This is a genomic window from Pseudomonas sp. CCC4.1, from assembly GCF_035019225.1.
Classification (GTDB): domain Bacteria; phylum Pseudomonadota; class Gammaproteobacteria; order Pseudomonadales; family Pseudomonadaceae; genus Aquipseudomonas; species Aquipseudomonas bubulae.
The window spans coordinates 1-20,695 of sequence record NZ_JASJWL010000020.1 but is presented as its reverse complement, the minus strand read 5'-3'; the positions used below and the strand labels follow the sequence as shown (position 1 = coordinate 20,695).

16 protein-coding genes, 2 tRNA genes and 1 pseudogene are annotated in these 20,695 nt (G+C 59.7%); 8 read left to right on the top strand and 11 right to left on the bottom strand.

Annotated elements, in window-relative coordinates:
* Window positions 1–25: 25 nt before the first annotated feature.
* The 6 genes and pseudogenes from QN377_RS10600 to QN377_RS10575 all read right to left on the bottom strand — a co-directional run.
* Window positions 26–1,267, bottom strand: coding sequence for a heme biosynthesis protein HemY (locus QN377_RS10600; RefSeq protein WP_095000675.1), 1,242 nt, complete (start codon window positions 1,265–1,267; stop codon window positions 26–28).
* Window positions 1,264–2,391 carry a uroporphyrinogen-III C-methyltransferase gene (locus tag QN377_RS10595; protein ID WP_095000674.1) on the bottom strand — a complete coding sequence of 376 codons (1,128 nt, stop codon included), beginning with the start codon at window positions 2,389–2,391 and terminating at the stop codon, window positions 1,264–1,266. Before QN377_RS10595 ends, QN377_RS10600 begins: the two co-directional genes overlap by 4 nt.
* Window positions 2,392–2,407: 16 nt before the next feature.
* Window positions 2,408–3,175: a uroporphyrinogen-III synthase gene (locus QN377_RS10590; RefSeq protein ID WP_095017809.1), complete on the bottom strand. Its 768-nt coding sequence runs from the start codon at window positions 3,173–3,175 to the stop codon at window positions 2,408–2,410.
* Window positions 3,172–4,113, bottom strand: a complete 942-nt coding sequence (gene hemC, locus QN377_RS10585) for a hydroxymethylbilane synthase (protein WP_095000672.1) — start codon at window positions 4,111–4,113, stop codon at window positions 3,172–3,174. Before hemC ends, QN377_RS10590 begins: the two co-directional genes overlap by 4 nt.
* Window positions 4,114–4,239: 126 nt before the next feature.
* The gene (locus tag QN377_RS10580) at window positions 4,240–4,986 is read right to left on the bottom strand and encodes a LytR/AlgR family response regulator transcription factor (RefSeq protein WP_095000671.1); all 747 of its coding nucleotides are present in this window, start codon (window positions 4,984–4,986) and stop codon (window positions 4,240–4,242) included.
* Window positions 4,983–5,114 (bottom strand): annotated as a pseudogene (locus QN377_RS10575) (sensor histidine kinase); the annotation flags it as partial. The gene QN377_RS10580 and the pseudogene QN377_RS10575, both read right to left, overlap by 4 nt.
* Before the next feature lie 257 nt (window positions 5,115–5,371).
* Between QN377_RS10575 and argH the strand changes: the two are divergent.
* A complete protein-coding gene (argH, locus tag QN377_RS10570; protein ID WP_095000670.1) occupies window positions 5,372–6,766 on the top strand; it encodes an argininosuccinate lyase in 1,395 nt (464 codons plus the stop codon).
* 143 nt (window positions 6,767–6,909) lie between these two features.
* Here argH and QN377_RS10565 read toward each other — a convergent pair whose 3' ends face one another.
* Window positions 6,910–7,569, bottom strand: a complete 660-nt coding sequence (locus tag QN377_RS10565) for a glutathione S-transferase family protein (RefSeq protein WP_095000669.1) — start codon at window positions 7,567–7,569, stop codon at window positions 6,910–6,912.
* Window positions 7,570–7,694: 125 nt separating this feature from the next.
* Here QN377_RS10565 and QN377_RS10560 point away from each other — a divergent pair, with 125 nt between their 5' ends.
* Complete coding sequence (locus tag QN377_RS10560; RefSeq protein ID WP_016782995.1) at window positions 7,695–7,979, top strand: hypothetical protein; 285 nt, start codon at window positions 7,695–7,697, stop codon at window positions 7,977–7,979.
* Between the two features lie 7 nt (window positions 7,980–7,986).
* Here QN377_RS10560 and dibA read toward each other — a convergent pair whose 3' ends face one another.
* Window positions 7,987–9,909: a phosphodiesterase DibA gene (gene dibA / locus QN377_RS10555; protein ID WP_095017810.1), complete on the bottom strand. Its 1,923-nt coding sequence runs from the start codon at window positions 9,907–9,909 to the stop codon at window positions 7,987–7,989.
* A 149-nt stretch (window positions 9,910–10,058) separates the two neighbouring features.
* Here dibA and desA point away from each other — a divergent pair, with 149 nt between their 5' ends.
* The gene (gene desA / locus QN377_RS10550) at window positions 10,059–11,243 is read left to right on the top strand and encodes a delta-9 fatty acid desaturase DesA (RefSeq protein ID WP_165446538.1); all 1,185 of its coding nucleotides are present in this window, start codon (window positions 10,059–10,061) and stop codon (window positions 11,241–11,243) included.
* 73 nt (window positions 11,244–11,316) lie between these two features.
* Here the strand turns inward: desA and QN377_RS10545 are convergent, their stop codons facing one another.
* The 3 genes from QN377_RS10545 to gabD form a co-directional block, all read right to left on the bottom strand.
* Window positions 11,317–12,558 (bottom strand): HDOD domain-containing protein, encoded by a 1,242-nt coding sequence (locus QN377_RS10545; RefSeq protein ID WP_095031433.1) that lies wholly within the window; start codon window positions 12,556–12,558, stop codon window positions 11,317–11,319.
* Window positions 12,559–12,703: 145 nt separating this feature from the next.
* Window positions 12,704–13,987, bottom strand: coding sequence for a 4-aminobutyrate--2-oxoglutarate transaminase (gabT, locus tag QN377_RS10540; protein ID WP_095000665.1), 1,284 nt, complete (start codon window positions 13,985–13,987; stop codon window positions 12,704–12,706).
* Window positions 13,988–14,164: 177 nt separating this feature from the next.
* Complete coding sequence (gene gabD / locus QN377_RS10535; protein WP_095000664.1) at window positions 14,165–15,607, bottom strand: NADP-dependent succinate-semialdehyde dehydrogenase; 1,443 nt, start codon at window positions 15,605–15,607, stop codon at window positions 14,165–14,167.
* A gap of 347 nt (window positions 15,608–15,954) precedes the next feature.
* On the opposite strand from gabD, the gene QN377_RS10530 reads away from it, so the two are divergent.
* The 5 genes from QN377_RS10530 to QN377_RS10510 all read left to right on the top strand — a co-directional run bounded on the left by QN377_RS10530 (window position 15,955) and on the right by QN377_RS10510 (window position 20,637).
* Window positions 15,955–16,031, top strand: a tRNA-Arg gene (locus QN377_RS10530).
* A gap of 184 nt (window positions 16,032–16,215) precedes the next feature.
* Window positions 16,216–16,306 (top strand) — tRNA-Ser (locus tag QN377_RS10525).
* A gap of 305 nt (window positions 16,307–16,611) precedes the next feature.
* Window positions 16,612–17,130, top strand: a complete 519-nt coding sequence (locus QN377_RS10520) for an RNA polymerase sigma factor (RefSeq protein ID WP_095017812.1) — start codon at window positions 16,612–16,614, stop codon at window positions 17,128–17,130.
* Window positions 17,123–18,067 carry a FecR family protein gene (locus QN377_RS10515; RefSeq protein WP_322213932.1) on the top strand — a complete coding sequence of 315 codons (945 nt, stop codon included), beginning with the start codon at window positions 17,123–17,125 and terminating at the stop codon, window positions 18,065–18,067. The genes QN377_RS10520 and QN377_RS10515 overlap by 8 nt, the downstream gene beginning before the upstream one ends.
* 116 nt (window positions 18,068–18,183) lie before the next feature.
* Window positions 18,184–20,637 (top strand): TonB-dependent siderophore receptor, encoded by a 2,454-nt coding sequence (locus QN377_RS10510; protein ID WP_254925226.1) that lies wholly within the window; start codon window positions 18,184–18,186, stop codon window positions 20,635–20,637.
* Window positions 20,638–20,695 lie beyond the last annotated feature (58 nt).

Below are 20,695 nucleotides of genomic sequence, written 5' to 3'. Positions count from 1 at the left end.
CGAAACACACGCCAGGCTGGCCTCTTCACAGGGTCGTGGCAGTGACTGGCAAGGGGGATGCGAGCAAACGCTCATCCAGCAAATTCAGCCCTTCCTGAAAAAGCTGATTACTGCGCCCCGTATCTCCCAACTGGGCCAGCAGTCGTGCCAGCTCGGCACAGGTTTCGGGGTTGCGCTCCACCTTGAGGCTGCTTTCAAGGTAATCCCGCGCTTTGCCCCACAAGCTGTTTTGCAGGCACAGGCGACCCAGGGTCAACAGCAGGCTGGCATCGCCGGGATGGCTCTTGAGCCAGCCTTCAGCGGCCTGCAACTGCTTCACCGGGTCACTGCCGCGCAGCAGGCCATAGAGGCGCACAAGATGGCTGTCATAACTGCGCTTGAGCGCCCCGCGCAAGACTTCTTCGGCTTCAGTTTGCGCGCCCAGCTGGCGCAATTGCTCGGCATAGGCCAGCACGAGCGCGGGCTCCTGGCGCTGGGCCGAGGTAAGCTGTTGCCAGGCGCGTTGAAGTGACTGCAACCCGGCCTCGCCTTCGCTTTCACGCTGGGCCGCCAGGCTCAGATTCTGCCCCCAGGCCCGTCGCTCCAGCTCGGCCAGCTCCTTGGGCGGCAATACCTTGTCCTTGCGCAGCTCTGGCAACAGGCGGATCAACGCCGTCCAGTCGCCACGCTGCTGGTGCAGACGCTGCAGCTGGCGCAACACCTGAACATTGTGTGGATGGCGCTCATGCATGGCCTGCAAGGTCACCAGCGCGCCCTCGGTGTCAGCACGGTCCACCTGCAACTGGGCATGGCTCAGGGCAATGGCCAGTTCGGCCTGAGGCTGGCGTTCCAGCGCTCGCTCCAGCAGGTTGTCGCTTTCTTCGTAGTGCCCCTGCTCGTTGGCCGCTCGTGCAGCCCCCAGGTAGTAGAGCAATGGCTGCGGCTCGGCTTCGGCGGCACGGGCCAGATGCTTCTGTGCGCTGGCCCAGCGGCCCTCGGCAAGGTCCATCTGGCCTTGCTCGATGGCGATCTGCACTCGACGGCTGCGGTTGCGCCGCGACCACGGGTTGACCAGCCCTGTAGAAGCCGTCACCAGCTCCACCAGCAGCTTGACTCCCCACACCAGCAGCCACAGGACGGCCAGCAGCGCGAGCGTTGCCCAGACACTGGATTCGTAACGGAAATTTTTATAGGCGATCAGCACATAGCCCGCATCTTCAGCAATTGCCAGGCCGATGCAGGCCGCAGCTGCAATCAACAAGAACACAATCACGTAGAAGCGCTTCATGGAAGTGCCTCCTGCGCCGGGCTGGCAGCCGCTTTGACCGGCTCTTGCGCACGCACATGCCGACGCTCAAGGTAGGCCTGTACTGCGCTCAAGGCAGCCGCAAGGTCCGGGGTTTTTACCGTAACCGGCTGCTTGCCGAGTTCAATCACTTGCTCGAGGATTTTTTTGCTCTGCGGGTTATCCGCATTGAAGTTGCCCTTGAGCACATCTTGCGCCTGCGCCAGGGCCTGGGTGTAAACCGACTCCTGGCCATTGAGCGCCGCCCACTGGGCTTGCTCCAGCGCCAGGCTCAAGGCCAGGCGAACCTGGGTCAGGCTTTGGCCAGCCAACAGGGGGCGCACATTTTTGTCGGCATTGAAGTCGATGCGGATGTAGTGCGAGATCTCCTCCCACCACCGGGACCAACGGCTCGCGCCATCGCCATCAGCGGTGAGGCTGGCCAGCGAGTCACCCTGGTTCTGATAGGCCGGGGCCAGCGCACTGAGTTGCGCCACTTGATCACGCAAGGCCGCCAACTGCAAAAACAGTCCGGTGCGGTCCGGCTGCTCAACACTGCGCAATGCAGTCAGGCTTTTGGCCAGTTGCTCACGAGCGGCGAATGAACCCGGATCGTTCTGCTCACGCAAAATCGCGTCCGCGCCCTGTACCAGTGCCTGGGCGCTGGTGACGTCTTGCAGGGCCGACAAGCGCAAGGTGGCAAGACGCAACAAGTGCTCGGCCTCGGCCAGGCGCCAGTCTTTGCGGCTTTCGCCCAGTACGGTTTCCAGGCGCTGGTTCAGGCGCTGCTGATCGCCTTGCAGCTGCACGACCAATTGGCGCTGATTATCCAGTTCACTGGCCGAAGGCAGTTGGTTGAGCCGCGCCAGCAGCTTCTGCTCGCCCTGCTTGATCGAAAGCGTTTGCGCGGCCAGGGCCGGTACGTCGCTCAGCTGCTCTGCGGTGGCAGCTTGCAGTTGACGCACCTGCCATACCCCCCAGCCGCCGACAGCAACACCGGCGGCGCCGAGCAACAGGGCGAAAACCGCCAGGCCATTGCCTCGACCCTGTGGTGCAGGTTCGGTTTTTTTAGCCGGCGCTTCTGGCGCGGGCTGCACGTGTTCTTTGGACAAGACTGTTTCGCTCACGAATCCATCCTTTGCATTAGAAAGCAGGTGCGGGATGCTCCCGCAGCGCCGCCAGCAAAGCCGTGGCGCTTGCACCACGACAATCCACAACATGTTGCGCCCCGGCGCTGCGAGCCAGCTCAGCAACCCGCGGGCTTGGAACAAACAACGGCAGGCACCCAAGCATGGGCCAGGAATCGCCTGCCATCTGCCGTAAATGTTCAAAACCCTGCCCACTGCTGACCACCAGCGCGTTCAGGCGTTCCACTTCAACCCGCCGGGACAGGGTTGCAGGCGGGTATGACGGCAGTACGCGGCGGTAGACTTCAAGGTAGTCGACCTGCGCGCCAATGCTGCGCAGACGATCCGCGAGCAACTCGCGACCACCCTCCCCACGCAGGATCAACACGCTGGGCTGATCCCCCCCCACTGCAGACTTGAGCTCGGGCATCGCCAGCAGCGCCTCGCTGTCATCACCCCGTTGAGGGTAGCTAACATCGAGGCCGTAATCGGCGAGAATCTGCGCCGTCGCGGCGCCAACGCTGAACCACTTCTGCCGGGGCGCATGCGGCCAGTACTGGCTGACCAGCTCAAGCCCCAGGCGCGCCGCAGGCTTGCTGACCACAATCACTGCGCAATACCGGTCAAGACCCGCAATCAGCGCACGCTGAGCATCAGTCATAGTCAACGGGCTGATCGCCAGCAGTGGCAAGCTGCTGCTATATATCCCGGCAGCCGCCAGCTCAGCGGCCAGCGCGGCCGATTCCTCGGCTGGCCGGGTCAGCAGCAAGCGCCAGCCTGTCACTCGTGACCTGCCTCACCATAAACGGCTTTGAGAATATCCCCAGCCCCTTGGGCCAGCAGAGCCTCAGCCACTTGCACACCCAACTCACTGGCGTGTGCACGCGGCGCACGGGCGTCGGCACTGAGCAACACACCGCCACTCGGTTCGCCGACCAGGCCGCGCAGCCAGATTTGCTCGCCTTCAAGCACGGCATAACAGGCAATCGGCACTTGGCAGCCACCGTTGAGATGCTTGTTCAGCGCACGCTCGGCCGTAACGCGCACGGCCGTATCGGCGTGATGCAAAGGCGTCAGCAGGGCATGGATTTCGGGATCTGCGCTGCGGCATTCGATACCCACTGCGCCTTGGCCACCGGCTGGCAAGCTGTCTTCGATGCTGATGGGTGATGTGATGCGCTGTTCAAAACCGAGGCGAATCAGGCCGGCAGCCGCGAGGATAATGGCGTCGTATTCACCTGCATCGAGCTTGGCCAGACGGGTATTGACGTTGCCACGCAGAAAGCGGATTTGCAGGTCCGGACGGCGAGTCAGCAACTGGGCCTGACGGCGCAGGCTCGACGTGCCGACAATGCTGCCCTGAGGCAAATCGTCGAGGCTGGCATAGGTGTTGGAAACGAAGGCGTCACGCGGATCTTCGCGCTCGCAAATGCAAAACAGACCCAGGCCTTCAGGGAAGTCCATCGGTACGTCTTTCATGGAGTGCACGGCGATGTCTGCTTCGTTTTCGAGCAGGGCTGTTTCCAGCTCCTTGACGAAGAGCCCCTTGCCGCCAATTTTCGACAGCGGCGAGTCCAGCAGCTTGTCACCACGGCTGACCATGGGCACCAGCGTCACCAAAATACCGGGGTGAGCCTGCTCTAAACGGGCTTTAACGTATTCGGCCTGCCAAAGAGCCAGGGCGCTTTTACGGGTAGCGATGCGGATTTCGCGAGAGGACATGGATCAATCCGTACTGAAAAGATACGGCTGATAATAACAGCTCAGCCAAAACAGCTTTGACTTGTATCAGAAAGTCCTCGGCCTCCCTGGCCCAAAAACGGCGTATCCACGCCTTTTGAGCACGAATTACAGTTGCTGCATCATCTTGCGAACACCCGCCACATGCCTGCGGCTCACAATCAGCGCATCCCCGTTCAGGCCGCGCAGGAACAGCTGGAAATGCCCAAGGGGCGTGCGTTGCAAGCGCTCGATGCGGTCTCGGGCCACCAGTGCATTACGGTGAATACGCACAAAGCGTTCACCAAACTCGTCTTCGAGTGCCTTGAGCGGCTCGTCGAGCAGAACTTCACCGCCAGCGTGACGCAATGTCACGTATTTATGGTCAGCGATAAAGTAGATCACCTGGTCGATAGGGATCAGTTCAATGCCTTTTCGGGTTCTGGCACTGATATGACTGCGTGGGCCACTGCCGGTTTGCGCGGCAGGCCGGGTGAGTGCAGCCAGCTGGATGCGGTTGGGCCGGTGCGCCTCTTTCAGGGCAGCACGCAGGGCATCTGCGGTGACCGGCTTGAGCACATAGCTGACACCGCTCTCTTGCAGGGCCTGTACGGAAAACTCGTCAGGCGCCACGCAAAACACCACCGAAGGCGGTAGCTCGCGCTCGCACAATTTGGCTGCAACCTGCAACCCGTCGAGGCCTGGCAGGCGGATATCGAGCAAAACGACATCCGGTTTCAGGCTTTCGATCAGGTTAAGTGCCTCTTCGCCATTAGTGGCGCCAGGCTCCAGCAACGTATAGCCCCCGAGCGTGCTGAGCAAATGGCTCAAATGCTCGCGGGCCAGGGTTTCGTCATCAACGATCAGGACATTCATATAGCGCTGTATTCCTGCGTGAGTCTCGCACAAGGATAGCGTAGACAGGTGATGTGACGACTGTCACGGCGATCCACGCTAAGACTAGCGCGAAGGCCAAAAAGTGCCGCAAACCTCACAGCAATATTCACCTGCCTCGATTGCTCGATTTAATACCGGATACGTCTGGCAATCTACAAAGACCTGCTATGACTGATCCATACGACCAACTGTAGACGGTTGCCAAGGCGAAAGTATTCAAACGATACATTTCCTTTCGGAAATTTATTTATACCGCACTTCACACAAAAACCTGCCGAGCTGCGTCAACGCCATGAATGGCAACCCTGTTATGATTCGCGGTAACTATTTGTGTAACTCCCCTCAGCCGATTACGAGCGAATCCATGAGCACCGACAAGACCAATCAGTCCTGGGGCGGCCGCTTCAGTGAACCCGTCGACGCCTTCGTTGCGCGTTTCACCGCCTCCGTCACTTTCGACCAGCGCCTTTATCGCCATGACATCATGGGCTCCGTGGCTCACGCCACGATGCTGGCCAAGGTCGGCGTGCTGACCGATGCCGAACGCGACAGCATCATCGACGGCCTCAAAACCATCCAGAGCGAAATCGAAGCCGGTACGTTTGACTGGCGCATCGACCTGGAAGACGTGCACATGAACATCGAGGCGCGTCTGACCGACCGCATCGGCGTGACCGGCAAAAAACTGCACACCGGCCGTAGCCGTAATGACCAGGTTGCGACCGATATCCGCCTGTGGCTACGTGACGAAATCGATCTGATCCTGGCCGAGATCACCCGCCTGCAAAAAGGCCTGCTGGAACAGGCAGAGCGTGAAGCCGAGACCATCATGCCCGGCTTTACCCACCTGCAGACCGCACAGCCGGTAACATTTGGTCACCATATGCTGGCCTGGTTCGAGATGCTCAGCCGCGATTACGAGCGCCTGGTCGACTGCCGCAAGCGCACCAACCGCATGCCTCTGGGCAGCGCCGCACTGGCGGGCACCACCTACCCGATCGACCGCGAATTCACCGCACAACTGCTGGGCTTTGACGCCGTGGGCGGCAACTCGCTGGACAACGTCTCCGATCGCGATTTCGCCATCGAATTCTGCGCCGCCGCCAGCATCGCGATGATGCACTTGTCGCGCTTCTCCGAAGAGCTGGTGCTATGGACCAGCGCGCAATTCCAGTTTATCGACCTGCCCGACCGCTTCTGCACCGGCAGCTCGATCATGCCGCAAAAGAAAAACCCCGACGTGCCGGAATTGGTACGTGGCAAAAGCGGCCGTGTATTCGGTGCGCTGATGGGCCTGCTGACCCTGATGAAAGGCCAGCCATTGGCCTACAACAAGGATAACCAGGAAGACAAGGAACCCCTGTTCGACGCCGCCGACACCTTGCGCGACTCGCTGCGCGCCTTTGCCGACATGATCCCGGCGATCAAGCCCAAGCACGCGATCATGCGTGAAGCGGCGCTGCGTGGTTTCTCCACCGCGACCGATCTGGCCGACTACCTGGTGCGCCGTGGCCTGCCGTTCCGTGACTGCCACGAAATCGTCGGCCACGCTGTGAAGTACGGCGTTGAAACCGGCAAGGACCTGGCGGAAATGAGCCTCGAAGAACTGCGTCAGTTCAGCGATCAGATCGAAGACGATGTGTTTGCCGTACTGACCCTTGAAGGTTCGGTCAATGCCCGTGATCACATCGGCGGCACTGCGCCGGCGCAGGTGAAAGCGGCAGTAGTTCGCGGCAAGGCGCTGCTGGCCAGCCGTTAAACCTCAAAGCGGCGCCCCTGTGGGAGCGAGCCTGCTGGCGAAAGGTGTTATGGATAACGCGTTTTGCTGGATAAACGCGATGTTCTTGAGACCTTCGCGAGCAGGCTCGCTCCCACAATAGGGGGCGACACCCTGTGTACTGGTTATTTCTTGCTGCTGATCCACGCCAGAAACTGCGGCATGGCGGCGTCCTTGTCCGCGGCGATTTTCTGCACGTGCGGGTTTTGCTGCAGACGCTCCAGCAATGCCTTGGCCCCCGGCATGTCGGCCAGCAGGTCGAGACCAAACACCTTGTGTGCGACGCCACAGGCCAGATCAACGCTGAAGGCGAAGTAGATATCCGCCACGCTCAGGGTCTCGCCCGCGACATAAGGCGCGAACTTGCCGTGACGGCCCAGGGAGGCGATACCGTCGAGCAGCTCGGTGCGGGCCTTTTCCTTGATCGCGTCGGGCACTTGCATGCCGAAAAACGCCTCGGGGTAACAGGCGCGGGCAGGCAACTCGATATACAGCTCGATTTCCTTGGCCAGTGCCAACACCTGCGCACGCTCAAACGGATCCACTGGTAGCAGCCTGAGGCCCGATTGGGTTTGCTCGATATATTCCAGGATCACGCTGGTTTCGTTGATAAACCCTTGTTCAACGCCCAGTGCCGGGACTTTGCCGCGGGGGCTGATGGCCAGCGCCTCAGGGGTCTTGCCCGCGAAAAACGGCACTTCTTCAAAGGGCACGCCCTTTTCCAGCAGCGCCAGCTTGACCATGTTGTAGTAGTTGCTGACTGCGAATCCATAAAGCTTGAGCATTACAAAGCCTCCAGGCCGTGTTGGGGTTGGCAGCAGCTGTTATAGAGCTTCGCCATCAGGCTGGCTAGCAGCATCAGCATCCTGAATACCGTTAGACTGCCAACCTTTACCCAAGGAGCCTGCCCATGAGCGAGCCAACCGATATCGACAACGAAGAAGAAGAGTTCGCCGAATCCACCCTGATTCAGGCGATTGAAAACCAGATTGAAAGCGACAACCCGCCTGCTGCCAAAGCCACGTTCAACAAACTGACCCTGGTCGGCTACGAGCGCGACGATATTCTGCAGATGATGGCCCATGTGTTGGCCGTGGAGATTGACGCGATCCTCGAAGAAGATCGCGCCTTTAACACTGAGTGGTACGAAGCCGCACTGCGCGCGCTGCCGACCCTGCCGCCAGAAAAGGACTAAGCCCGGTTCAGGGGCGAATTGCCGGCGCCCGCTGCCAGTCCAGATCCTTGGCAGGCATCGGACGCCCAAACCAGTAGCCCTGGCCCAGGTTGCAGTCAAGGTCGAGCAGGAACTGCGCCTGCTCAACCTGCTCTATCCCTTCGGCATGCACCTCCAGGCCCATGCTTTGACCCAGTGCGATAACCGCTCGCACGATCGCCACATCATCATTGTCCCCAGGCAAGCCGGCGACAAAGCCCTGATCGATTTTCAGCTTCTGCACAGGCAGGCGCTTGAGTCGCAGCAAAGATGAAAAACCGGTGCCGAAATCATCGATGGCCAGGCGCAAACCCAGCACCCGCAGACGATGCATCTGCTCCAGGGCCACTTGCGAGTTGTCCATCACCGCACTTTCGGTCACTTCAAGCTCCAGCAAGGCCGGATCCAGCCCGGTGTCTGCCAGTACCGTTGAAACCAGCGAAAACAGCTCGGGACGGGCAAACAGTCGGCTGGAAATATTCACCGCCACAAACGACAGTTCCACACCTGCAGCCTGCCACTGAACCATCTGCCAACAGGCTTGTTCCAGCACCCAGGCGTCAATCTCGGCGATCAACCCGGTACGTTCCGCGATCGGGATAAACTCACCCGGTGACAACAGCCCTCGCAGCGGGTGCTCCCAGCGCACCAGTGCTTCAACGCCAATCAGGCGGCTGGTTTTAAGGTTGTGCACCGGCTGGTAGTACACGCGCAGCTCGTGCTGCTCCAGGGCGCGGCGCAGATCGCTGGCCACCTCAACCCGGTATTGGGCATGGGCCGTCAGCTCCTCGGTGTACAAGGCATAACCCTCGCGTCCCGAACTTTTGGCCTTGAACAAAGCCGAGTCGGCATTGCGCAGCAATTGCTCGGCGTTCAGAGCATCGCCGGGGAACACGCTGATGCCGACGCTGGCGCTGATAAAGAGTTGATGCCTGTCGACATCGAACGGGCCTTTCATGACCTCCAGCACCTGCTGCGCAAGCCCGGCGGCCTGGCTCGCATGCTCACAGCTGTCGACCAGCACGGCGAACTCATCACCGCCCAGCCGGGCCACGGTAAAGCCTTTGCCGAACACCCTGAGCAAACGCTCGGCCACCGCCTTGAGCAGCAGGTCACCGACGTTGTGGCCCAGGCTGTCATTGATGATCTTGAAGTGATCGAGGTCGATCATCAGCAGAGCACAGCCGGTCTGGTGGCGTTGCGCAGAAGCCAGCGCCTGCTCGGTGCGGTCGGTGAACAGCAGACGGTTGGGCAGGTCAGTCAGGGGATCATGGTGAACCAGACGTGCGAGTTCGGTCTGGGAGTTCTTGATCGCGGAGATATCCGAAAAAACCGCGACATAGTGACTGACCTGGCCCTTGTCATCGGTAATCGAGCGCACGGTCTGCCACTGCGGGTAGACCTCGCCGCTTTTGCGCCGGTTCCAGATTTCGCCGTGCCACTCGCCGCGCTCATCGATCGTCTTGAACATTGCCTGATAAAACGCGGGGCCGTGGCGACCCGACTTGAACATGTTCGGGCGTCGGCCAAGCACCTCTTCGGCCGGGTAGCCGGTTATTTCAACCAAGGCACGGTTGACGTGAACGATCACCCCGCGGCTGTCGCTGACCAGCACCCCTTCACGGGTGCAGTCAAACACCACCGCTGCCTGACGCAAGCGCTCCCTATCCTGAAGCTGGCGCTTCAGACCGGGGTTCATCCCCAAAAAATCGAACAAACGGGCCCGGGCGAAAAAAATCAGTACGGCGCTGAACAGGGCAAAAACATAGCCATTTACCTGCTGCCACCGCACCAACTGTGCTGAATCATCGAAATAACTGTTCAATAAATGATCAGTCACCAGCAGCCAGAAAACCGCTAGCAGCCCGTATAACAGGGCCGTACGCAAGGCATCGCGAGAAGAAACAGACATAAGAAAGTTAATGCGCCTACAAAAAAGTGGGAATTATAGTGTAAGAAACATCCGGGCACTCTTATCTGAAAGGCCGACTGGTTTTATCTGGCTGCATGGTGATAATGCGTGTTGCAGTTTTTTTCATCTTCCCGAGGGCCAAACAGCCTATGTGGTACAACGGTTTTCTCGACTTGTCAGCCTGGCAACTGGTGGCAGTCACTCTGTTGATGACCCACGTGACCATTATCGGTGTCACGGTTTATCTACACCGCTACTCAGCCCACCGCTCGCTTGAGCTCAATGGTGGCCTGAAACACTTTTTCCGCTTCTGGCTGTGGCTGACCACCGCGCAGAATACCCGTGAGTGGACAGCCATCCACCGCAAGCACCACGCCAAATGCGAAACCGTCGATGACCCGCACAGCCCGGTTATCAAAGGGTTATCGACCGTTTTGCGAAAAGGTGCAGAGCTGTATCGTGAAGAAGCGCAAAATCCTGAAACATTGCGTATTTATGGCAAAAACTGCCCTGAAGACTGGATTGAGCGAAATCTTTATTCGCGTTACAAAATGCTCGGCGTGGCGCTCATGCTGGTCATCGACCTGTTGCTGTTCGGTGCTATCGGCCTGACTATCTGGGCCATCCAGATGATGTGGATCCCGGTGTGGGCGGCAGGTGTGGTCAACGGTTTGGGTCACGCGGTGGGTTATCGCAACTTCGAATGCCGCGACGCAGCCACCAATCTGGTGCCTTGGGGCATCATCATTGGCGGTGAAGAGCTGCACAACAACCACCACACCTACCCCAACTCGGCCAAGATGTCGGTCAAGAAGTGGGAGTTCGACCTGGGTTGGGCCTGGATCAAGGTCTTCAGCTTTTTGCGCCTGGCCAAGGTTCAGCGTGTTGCGCCTATCGCCCACCGAGTGGAAGGCAAGGGCAATCTGGATATGGACACCGCCATGGCGATCCTCAACAACCGTTTCCAGATCATGGCGCAGTACCGCAAGCTGGTGATTGCACCGCTGGTGCAGCAAGAGCTGGCCAAGGTCGATCATTCGGTGCGTCATCAGTTCCGCCGCGCCAAGCGTCTGCTGTCGCGCGAAACCAGCCTGCTTGAAGACCGCCACCATCAGCGTATTGAAAAGATGCTGGAGCATAGCCACTCACTGAAAGTGATTTACGAGAAGCGGCTGGCCCTGCAACAGATCTGGGTCAAAACCAGCACCAACGGTCACGACATGCTGGCGGCGATCAAGGAATGGGTTCACGAGGCAGAAGCCAGCGGGATCCAGTCGCTGCGCGACTTTGCCCACCAGCTCAAGACCTACTCGCTGCGCCCTGCAGCGGTTTAAGAGCAAGCGCCCTCACCCTCTCCCGGAGGGAGAGGGTGCTGATCTTCAATGTGACGAAAATCCGCTTTTGCCTTTAGTCCCCTCTCCCTCCGGGAGAGGGTGAGGGGCTCTTGATCAACTGCGAAAGCTGCGACATACCCACCCGCAACAAGCGCGCCGTCTTCCCGCCGGCCACCTCGGCAATCCCCTCTTCCGACTCCAGATTGGCCACTTGCGCCGCCAGGTTCATCACCAGCGCTTCTCGCGAGTACACCCCGCCACCCAGGTGATACATCGCCGCAATCAACTCCCGCAGCTCCAGCGGCAATCGCCAGCGCGTGCGCAAGGCTGAACCATAGGCTGCGCCAAACTCGGCCAGAGAGGCATCAATAGCCTGGGTATCCAGCTCCCCACCCGCCTGGCGCCACTCCTGCAAGCAACGCACCAAGGCCAGATCACCCAGGCAGTGCAACAACCCGGCGCAGAAACAACGCTCCTGATCCAGATTCAACATGCCTGCCAATGTGCGGCCATAGTCTGCCGCGCGCTGGGACAACGCCCAGTAACGCTCGGCGTAGTCCGCCAGGCAAGGATCGCTCAACTGCGCGCTGTACTTGAGAGTAAGCCCCTGGACCAGGTTCACGCTTTGCGCAGGCCCCAGCCGCTGCATGGCTTGCGCAAGGGTCTGGGCCGGGCTCACAAGGTGCTGCGCCGCACTGTTGGCGGCCGCAATCAGCACCGCCGTAATTTGTGGATCGGTGCGTACTTGCTGCTCAAGCCGTGCCAGGTCCACCCCTTCAGGCGTGAGGCTGCCCTTGAGCGCCGATTGCGCATCCACTCTTAGCGGCGCGCCATCGGAAGACGCGCGGCGCTGCTCCAGAAAACGCTTGAGGGTCATGCCTGGCGCCAGTGCCGGTACGTCACACGAAATCTCTTGCCCCGCCGAGAGCAGCAGGCTCTTGAGGCGCCTGGTCAGGCCGGCAATATCCAAGGGTGTGGTCAGATAAGCCGTTGGCGCCAGCGGCAAGGCTTCGCGCACACTGGCGCTGTCATTGCGTGCACTCAACAAAATAAATGGCTGCGCTGCAACCGCGCGGCGTTGGCGCACAGTGCGCAACAGATCCAGACCACCTACACCCGGCAGCTCACGGTCAGCAATCACCAGGCCATAAGTTTTCCTGCCCAACTGCGCAAGCGCCTGCTGACCGTCGCCACAGACATCCAGTTGAGCGTCGCAACGTACCGTCAGCACCACTTGCTTGAGCAAATCCCGGGTCCAGGGATCGGCCTCGGCAATCAATACAGTGGGTGCTGCCATTAAATCTACAACCGTCATCCAGTTTGCTCCCCGTGCGATACAGGCACCTTAGTCAAAGGGCGCACGCGGATACAGGCCAAAACACCCAAATAGACGCTTCAGACGCAAAAAAACCGCCGAAGCGGTTTTTTTGTCTATCAGGTCACACCATCAGGTGCGCAGCTCACGCCAGTTCAGCGAAGCACTCCTCGATGATGGCCAGACCTTTGTCCAATTGCTCGTTAGGCGAGGTCAGCGGTACCAGTACGCGCAGGACGTTGCCGTAAGTGCCGCACGACAGCAGGATCAGACCCTTGTCGCGAGCCTTGGCAACCACTTGTGCCACTGCCGTCGGATTTGGCTTGTGCGAATCGCCGCCTTCGAACAGCTCGACCGCGATCATCGCGCCCAACGCACGCACATCACCGATCACCGGGTGCTTGGCCTGGATAGCCTTGAGGCCGGTTACCAGGCGCTCGCCGACTTCCTTGCAACGGTCCAGCAGGTGCTCTTCTTCAAACACATCCAGTACCGCCAGCGCTGCTGCGCAAGCAATCGGGCTACCGGCATAGGTGCCGCCCAGACCGCCTGGAGCGATGGCGTCCATGTACTCGGCCTTGCCGCACACACCGGCCAGCGGGAAGCCGCCAGCGATGGACTTGGCGAAGGTGGTCAGGTCGGCCGTTACGCCCATCTGTTCCATGGCGAAGAACGTGCCGGTACGGCCAGCGCCGGTTTGCACTTCGTCCGCGATCAGCAGGATGCCGTGCTTGTCGCACAGCTCGCGCAGACGGGCCATGAACGCTTTCGGCGCCACATAGAAACCACCTTCGCCCTGTACCGGCTCGATGATGATGGCAGCGATGTCTTTAGGCTCGGCGTCGTTCTTGAAAATGCGCTCGATGCTGGCGATGGAGTCATCCACGCTCACGCCATGCAGTTCGCACGGGTACAGCGCGCGGAAGATACCGCCTGGCATCAGCCCCATACCTGCCGAGTACGGTACGACTTTCCCGGTCAGGCCCAGGGTCATCATGGTACGGCCATGGTATGCGCCAGTGAAGGCGATCACGCCGGCACGGCCAGTTGCGGCACGGGCGATTTTCACGGCGTTTTCAACGGCTTCGGAACCGGTGGTGACCAACAGGGTTTTCTTGTCGAAATTGCCCGGGACCTTGGCGTTGATCTTTTCGCACAGCTCGACGTAAGGCTCGTAAGCCAGTACCTGGAAGCAGGTGTGGGTCAGCTTGGTCAGTTGTTCTTGCACGGCGGCAATGATTTTCGGGTGCAGGTGACCGGTGTTCAGTACCGCGATACCGCCGGCGAAGTCGATGAACTCGCGGCCTTCAACGTCGGTAACGGTGGCGTTAATCGCCGATTCGGCGAAAATCGGGTGGATCTGGCCAACACCGCGCGGAACAGCGGCTTCACGGCGTTTCATCAGGGATGCGTTGGTCTTGTTGCTCATGGTGTTCCTCATTCGCCGCTGATCAAGCGGCGTGGTTCAAGGCTGACGCGCCAGGCAGACACCCATGCCAGCATGCGATGATCGACTGGCATGGCGCTCCCGGCCACAAAAATTAACAGTTTGAAACGCAGGGGAAGCATCGCTCTCGTGCCCCCTCTGCTTGAACCACCCGCCGGGTTAGATGCCCAGGCAGAGATATTTGATTTCCAGGTAGTCTTCGATGCCGTACTTGGAGCCTTCACGGCCCAGGCCAGAAGCCTTGATCCCGCCGAAAGGCGCGACTTCGTTGGAGATCAGGCCGGTGTTGACGCCCACCATGCCGTACTCCAGCGCTTCAGCCACACGGAATACACGGCTCAGGTCGCGGGCATAGAAGTACGATGCCAGGCCGAACTCCGTATCGTTGGCCATCGCGATCACTTCGGCTTCGTCCTTGAAGCGGAACAGCGGCGCCAGCGGGCCGAAGGTTTCTTCCTTCGCCACAGCGGCGTTTTTCGGCACGTTCACCAAAATGGTCGGCTCGAAGAAGCTGCCTTCCAGGCTGTTGCCGCCGGTCAGCAGGGTCGCGCCCTTGCTCAGTGCGTCAGCGATGTGCTCCTTGACCTTGGCCACGGCCTTGTCATCGATCAGGGGGCCTGTGGTGGTGCCTTCGTCCAGACCATTGCCGATCTTGAGCTTGGCCACCGCTACTTTCAGTTTTTCTGCGAATGCGTCGTAGACCGAGTCCTGAATGTACAGGCGGTTGGCGCATACGCAGGTCTGACCGTTGTTGCGGTATTTGGAGATGATCGCGCCTTCTACGGCTTTATCCAGGTCCGCATCGTCGAACACGATAAAAGGTGCGTTGCCGCCCAGCTCCAGCGACACTTTCTTGATGTCCTTGGCGCATTCGGCCATCAACTGGCGACCGATTTCGGTCGAGCCGGTGAAGGACAGCTTGCGCACGATCGGGTTGCTGGTCAGCTCGCCGCCGATATCGCCGGCACTGCCGGTTACAACGCTCAACACGCCTTTAGGGATGCCGGCACGGTGCGCCAGCTCAACCAGGGCCAGGGCCGAGAACGGGGTTTGCGAAGCTGGCTTGATCACCATGGTGCAACCGGCGGCCAGGGCCGGGCCGGCTTTACGGGTGATCATGGCTGCCGGGAAGTTCCACGGGGTAATGGCAGCGGTCACGCCGATCGGTTGTTTGATCACGATCAGACGTTTGTCCGGCTGGTGGCCCGGGATAACGTCGCCATAAATACGCTTGGCTTCTTCAGCAAACCACTCGATAAACGAAGCAGCGTAAACGATTTCGCCCTTGGCTTCGGCCAGTGGCTTGCCCTGCTCCAGGGTCATCAGGCGGCCGAGGTCGTCCTGGTTTTCGATCAGCAGCTCAAACCAGCGACGCAGCTTGGTTGCACGCTCTTTGGCGGTCAGGGCACGCCAGGCTGGCAACGCTTTGTCTGCGGCTTCAATGGCACGACGGGTTTCAACCGCGCCCATCTTTGGCACTGTGCCGATGATTTCACCGGTAGCCGGGTTGTTGACCTTGATGGTCTGGCCACCGTCCGCATCAACCCAGGCACCATCGATATAGGCTTGCTGGCGGAACAACTGTGCGTCTTTGAGCTGCATGTGGGCTTTCCTTAACAGCACCGCGCAGGCGCGGAGCGAATTATTAAAGTAGAAAGGCGCCGTGGAAGGCTGCCGTCAGGAAGTCATTCACTGCCAAAGTATCTAAATGACGCACAAAGAACATGCCGTGCGATTCAGCACCCAGACAAGAGCGTTTGAAATCTCAAACGAATCCTAGGGATAAAGGGGGTAAAGGACAATAGCCTGTTCGAAAAAAAGAACAAGCTGCCAGACTTCACCGTTTTATCGCCCGGCCCCCATTAATAGCCCATAACGCGTAAGGAAACACCTCACGAATCAGCGGCATGGACGACTGACACGCAGATGAGTATGATGGCGGCCGCGTCGCACCAGTAGCTCAGCTGGATAGAGTACTGCCCTCCGAAGGCAGGGGTCGTGGGTTCGAATCCCGCCTGGTGCACCATTCTTTTTCCCTTGCTCAAGGGAATCGCGTCAAAACCCTGTAACCAACAGCATTTTGCCTCCCACCGAGAACCCGGTGAGCGATCGCACGCCTGTTTTTTGAGCTTTTCTGCGCAAAACGCAGATCAGGTTAAATTTTCTATGGGCAACTGACGAAAGGCTGGTTACTATACGCGGCGTTTCGCGGAGAGCTGGCCGAGTGGCCGAAGGCGCTCCCCTGCTAAGGGAGTACACCTCAAAAGGGTGTCGGGGGTTCGAATCCCCCGTTCTCCGCCATTATTTGTGGCACCTGAATGCGTTCCCTTGTTCAAGGGAACCGCGTTTTCCCCCCTACCCAATCAAACCCGATGTGCACCTGCGCAGGTTTTGTCGCGTCCGCAGAAAACTGTGGGAGCGGGCCTGCTCTCGACTCAAGCGGCGCGGTCGTCCTGCCAGACCGCATTGATGCCATCGCGGGCAAGCCACACTCCCACAAGACTTGTCGACCGCTATAACTCAATGCTCATCCCAGCAAGAGTCGTTGCGCCATCGGGTTCAATCGTTAATGATACGGCTTCTCATTAACGCCTGAGCCCTGCTCCATGCCCTCGCCTTCACCCTCCAGCCTGCTGGCCAGTTTTCAGGAGCACTACGACGATCTGTTGTCGTTCCTGACCCGGCGCCTGCGTGACCGGCATCGGGCAGCGGATGTGGCGCAGGAAACCTGGATCAAGCTGGCAAAAATCGACCCCGAGGCGGTCACGGTACTTAATGACCGGCACTTTATTTTCAAGGTGGCGGGCAACCTGGCCATCGATGCCTTGCGCGTGGATCAGCGCCAGACACGCAACCTGAGCGGCGAACCGCCTTCACTGCAAATCGCTGATCCGGGGCTGCCGCCCGAAGGTCTGCTGCTGGCCACCGAGCGCATCGGCATTCTGGATGAGGCGCTGCAACAACTGTCGCCCAATGCCCGCCAGGCGTTACTGCTGAGTCGCATCGACGGCATGACCCAAGCCCAGATCGCCGTCGAACTGGGCGTGTCGCCAAGTATGGTGGCAAAATACATTGGCCAGGCCTTGCGCCACTGCCGTGACTGGCTAAAAGACAACCATGCCTGAGCGTGCCGTGATGCCTTCAACGCCCTCCCCTGACGATCTCGACGATCAGGCCATCGACTGGCAGACCCTGCTGCACTCGGGCGAAGCCAGCGCACGCCAGCGCCTGGACTATCAGCGCTGGCAACAGTTGAGCCCGGCGCACAAAACCGCGGCCCAAGAGGCCGAAGCGCTATGGGCGGATATCGGTCTGACCGCCAGCGCCGAGCAACATCGCGCAAGACCGCGCCGCCGGGCTTATCGCTGGGCCAACGGGCTGGCGGCGGGGTTGGTACTGGCCGTACTCGGGTATGGCGCTACGGACTATGTACCAAGCTGGTCCGACACTCATCACACCGGGGTCGGTCAGCGCCAGCAATGGCTGTTGAGCGATGGCACGCGTGTCACGTTGAACAGCGCCACGGCGTTGTCGGTCGACTTCACGGGCAATCAACGTAGCGTCATCTTGCGCAAGGGCGAAGCCCTGTTCGAGTTGGCCGATGACCCGTCGCGCCCCTTTATCGTCCAGGCCGGGCAAGACCGGGTGGCGGCTAAAAACGGGGCCTTCAGCGTGCGCCGCGATGCAGTTCAGACCCGTGTACTGGTCGCCTCGGGCGCGGTGCAAGTGCAGCACCAAACGCAAACCCTGGATCTGCAACCCAACCAGCAGGCACTGTATCAACCAGGCCAGGCTGTCGCCGAGCGCCAGCAGGTTGATGCCAATGCCCTCACCGCCTGGCACCGCGGCAAGCTGATCTTCAACCGCAAACCCCTGCAGGACGTACTCGCCGAACTGGAGCGCTATCAATACGGCCGTATCGTGCTGCCCGATGCAACACTCGGCGCCATGCAGATCAGCGGCGTGTTCGACCTCAACGATCCACAGAACCTGCTGCATACCCTGGAACAGCGTTACGGCCTCAACATCACCTACTTGCCCTTTGTGGCGTGGGTGCACTGAAAATAATTTCGCACAGGCACTGCAAGATCCTGTCGGGCATATCGTCGTAGTAAGACCAGGAACGAATCCGTTCCCATTCGCGATATAAAAAACCTCGAACAAGGATCAAAAACGCAATGGTCGAGCACGTCAAGAAGCCGCGTGGCGCACACCTAAACGAACAGCGACTGCGCCAGGTATTCGTAGCCACAGCCTTGCTGGCCAGCCTGGGAGGCCCGCTGCAAGCCAGTGCCCAGACCACAACTGCGGCCACGCCCGGCACGTCCCAGCACACCCGCCAGGTCAGCGTGGACGTCAGGGCCCAGGACCTCGATCAGGCGCTCACCCAGTTTGCCGATCAAGCCGATTTGCACCTGCTGTTTACCTCAGCCGAAGTCGCCGGCTTGCACAGCCAGGCGCTGCGGGGGGAGATGAGTGTTGAACAGGCCCTGCAATCGCTACTCAAAGACAGCGGTCTGGTCTGGCAATTCAGCGATGCCCGCACCGTCATCTTGGGTAAACCTCAAGCCCCCGCTCAGAGCCTGCAACTCAAGGCCCTGGAAGTCAGCGTCGGCGCCCGTACCAGCACCTCCATCAGTGAAATCCCGGGCACCGTGTGGGTGGTCGACCAGGTGCAGTTGCAGGAGCAACTGGACACTGGTGTCACCCTCAAGGAAGCCATCGGCAAACTGGTGCCGGGGCTCGACCTGGCGCCCGAAGGGCGCAGCAACTACGGCCAGAACATGCGCGGGCGCAACGTGCTGGTGATGATCGACGGCGTCAGCCAGAACAGCTCGCGAGGGCTGTCGCGCCAGTTCGACAGCATCTCGCCGTTCAACGTAGAGCGGATCGAAGTGCTGTCCGGCGCCAGCGCGCTGTACGGTGGTGGCGCCACAGGCGGGATCATCAATATCGTGACCAAAAAGGGCACCCCCGGCCCCGCGCAATTCGAAACAGAGCTGTCCGCCACCAGCGGTTTCAACAACAGCGACGACCTCTCCAGCCGCATTTCACAATCCGTCAGCGGGGGCACTGATCGGGTCTATGGCCGCCTGGGGATTTCCGGTGAACAGAACGAAGCCTTTTACGATGGTAAAGGCGATCAGGTATTTATCGACAACACCCAGACCGACCTGCAATACAACCGCACCCTGGACCTGATGGGCAGCCTGGCAATCAAGCTCGATGACGTACAGGACCTGGACTTGCTGGCCCAGTACTATGATTCGGGGAACAACGGCAGCGTCGGGATTTACTTCCCCAACCTGCACGACAAAGCACCGTCCAATCTCGAAGACGCCGAAATCCGCAGCGGCTACGACACCGACCTGGAGCCGCGTTCCAAGCGCCTGCTGTTCAACGCCAACTATCACCACGCCGACCTGCTGGGCCAGGACTTCTACTTGCAGGGCTCGTACCGCAAGGAAGACAACAATTTCTATCCGTTCCCGTACTACAACGCCGGTAAACCGCAGGGTTCCAAGGGCGTGTACTTCGCCGCTTCGCAGCAGAACTTCGAAGTCACCAGCCTCAAGGCGCTGTTTGCCAAACAATGGGACAGCCTGAAGCTGACCTATGGCGTAGACCTCGACCGCGAGCGCTTCAATGCCGAACAAAGCGTGTTCGATTCGGCCATTTCATCCGAAAGCGGCGGCCTGGACCTGGTCACCCAAAGCAAGTCCCCGCGCTACCCAAGTTACCGGGTTGATGGGCATTCGGCCTACGCCCAGCTTGACTGGAAACTTACCGATGCCCTGACCCTGTCTGGCGGCGCGCGGCGCCAGCAAATGGACGTCGATGTCGGTGTGTTCAAGGGCATTGCCGGTGGCAGCAACGACTACGCGGTCAACCTGTTCAACCTGGGCGCCATTTATGACTTCAAGAATGGCCATCAAACCTGGGTCAACTACAGCGAAGGCTTTGATTTGCCGGACCCGGCCAAGTACTACGGCAAGGCGGGGCTGAGCGTCAAAGACAACCCGTTGGCCGGGATCAAGAGCCGTCAGGTCGAAACCGGCTGGCGCTTTGCCGATGTGGATTGGGACGCGCAGGCGGCGATCTATTACATCTGGTCTGACAAGGTCATCACCACGGACGCTGCCACGCTGACGATTGATGTAACCGACAAGAAGAGCCGTGATTTTGGCTTTGAAGGCGCGCTGACCCGTCACTTCAATAACGGTTGGGACGCAGGCGGCACCTTGCATCTGGTACGTTCCGAGGAAGAGGACGCGCAAGGCGACTGGATGAAGCGTGACGCCCGGTATGCGTCATTGTCCAAATCCACCGCGTTTGTTGGCTGGCACGGTGATGGGCGCAATGTGCGCTTGCAGGGTAACCATGCCTTTACGCTTAAAGACGATTCCGACCACAAGATCAGCGGTTACACCACGTTCGACTTGATGGGCAGCCAGGAGACTGAATTCGGCACGTTCAGCGCCGGCATCCAGAACCTGCTGGACAAGGAGTACAGCACGGTCTGGGGCCAGCGTGCGGCGCTGTTCTACTCGCCGACCTACGGCCCGGAGTATCTGTATGACTATCAGGGCCGTGGCCGCACATACACCATGACCTGGTCATTGGCTTATTGAACAGAGCAAGACAGTGGGAGCGAGCCTGCTCGCGAAGATCTGTCTCTTATACACATCT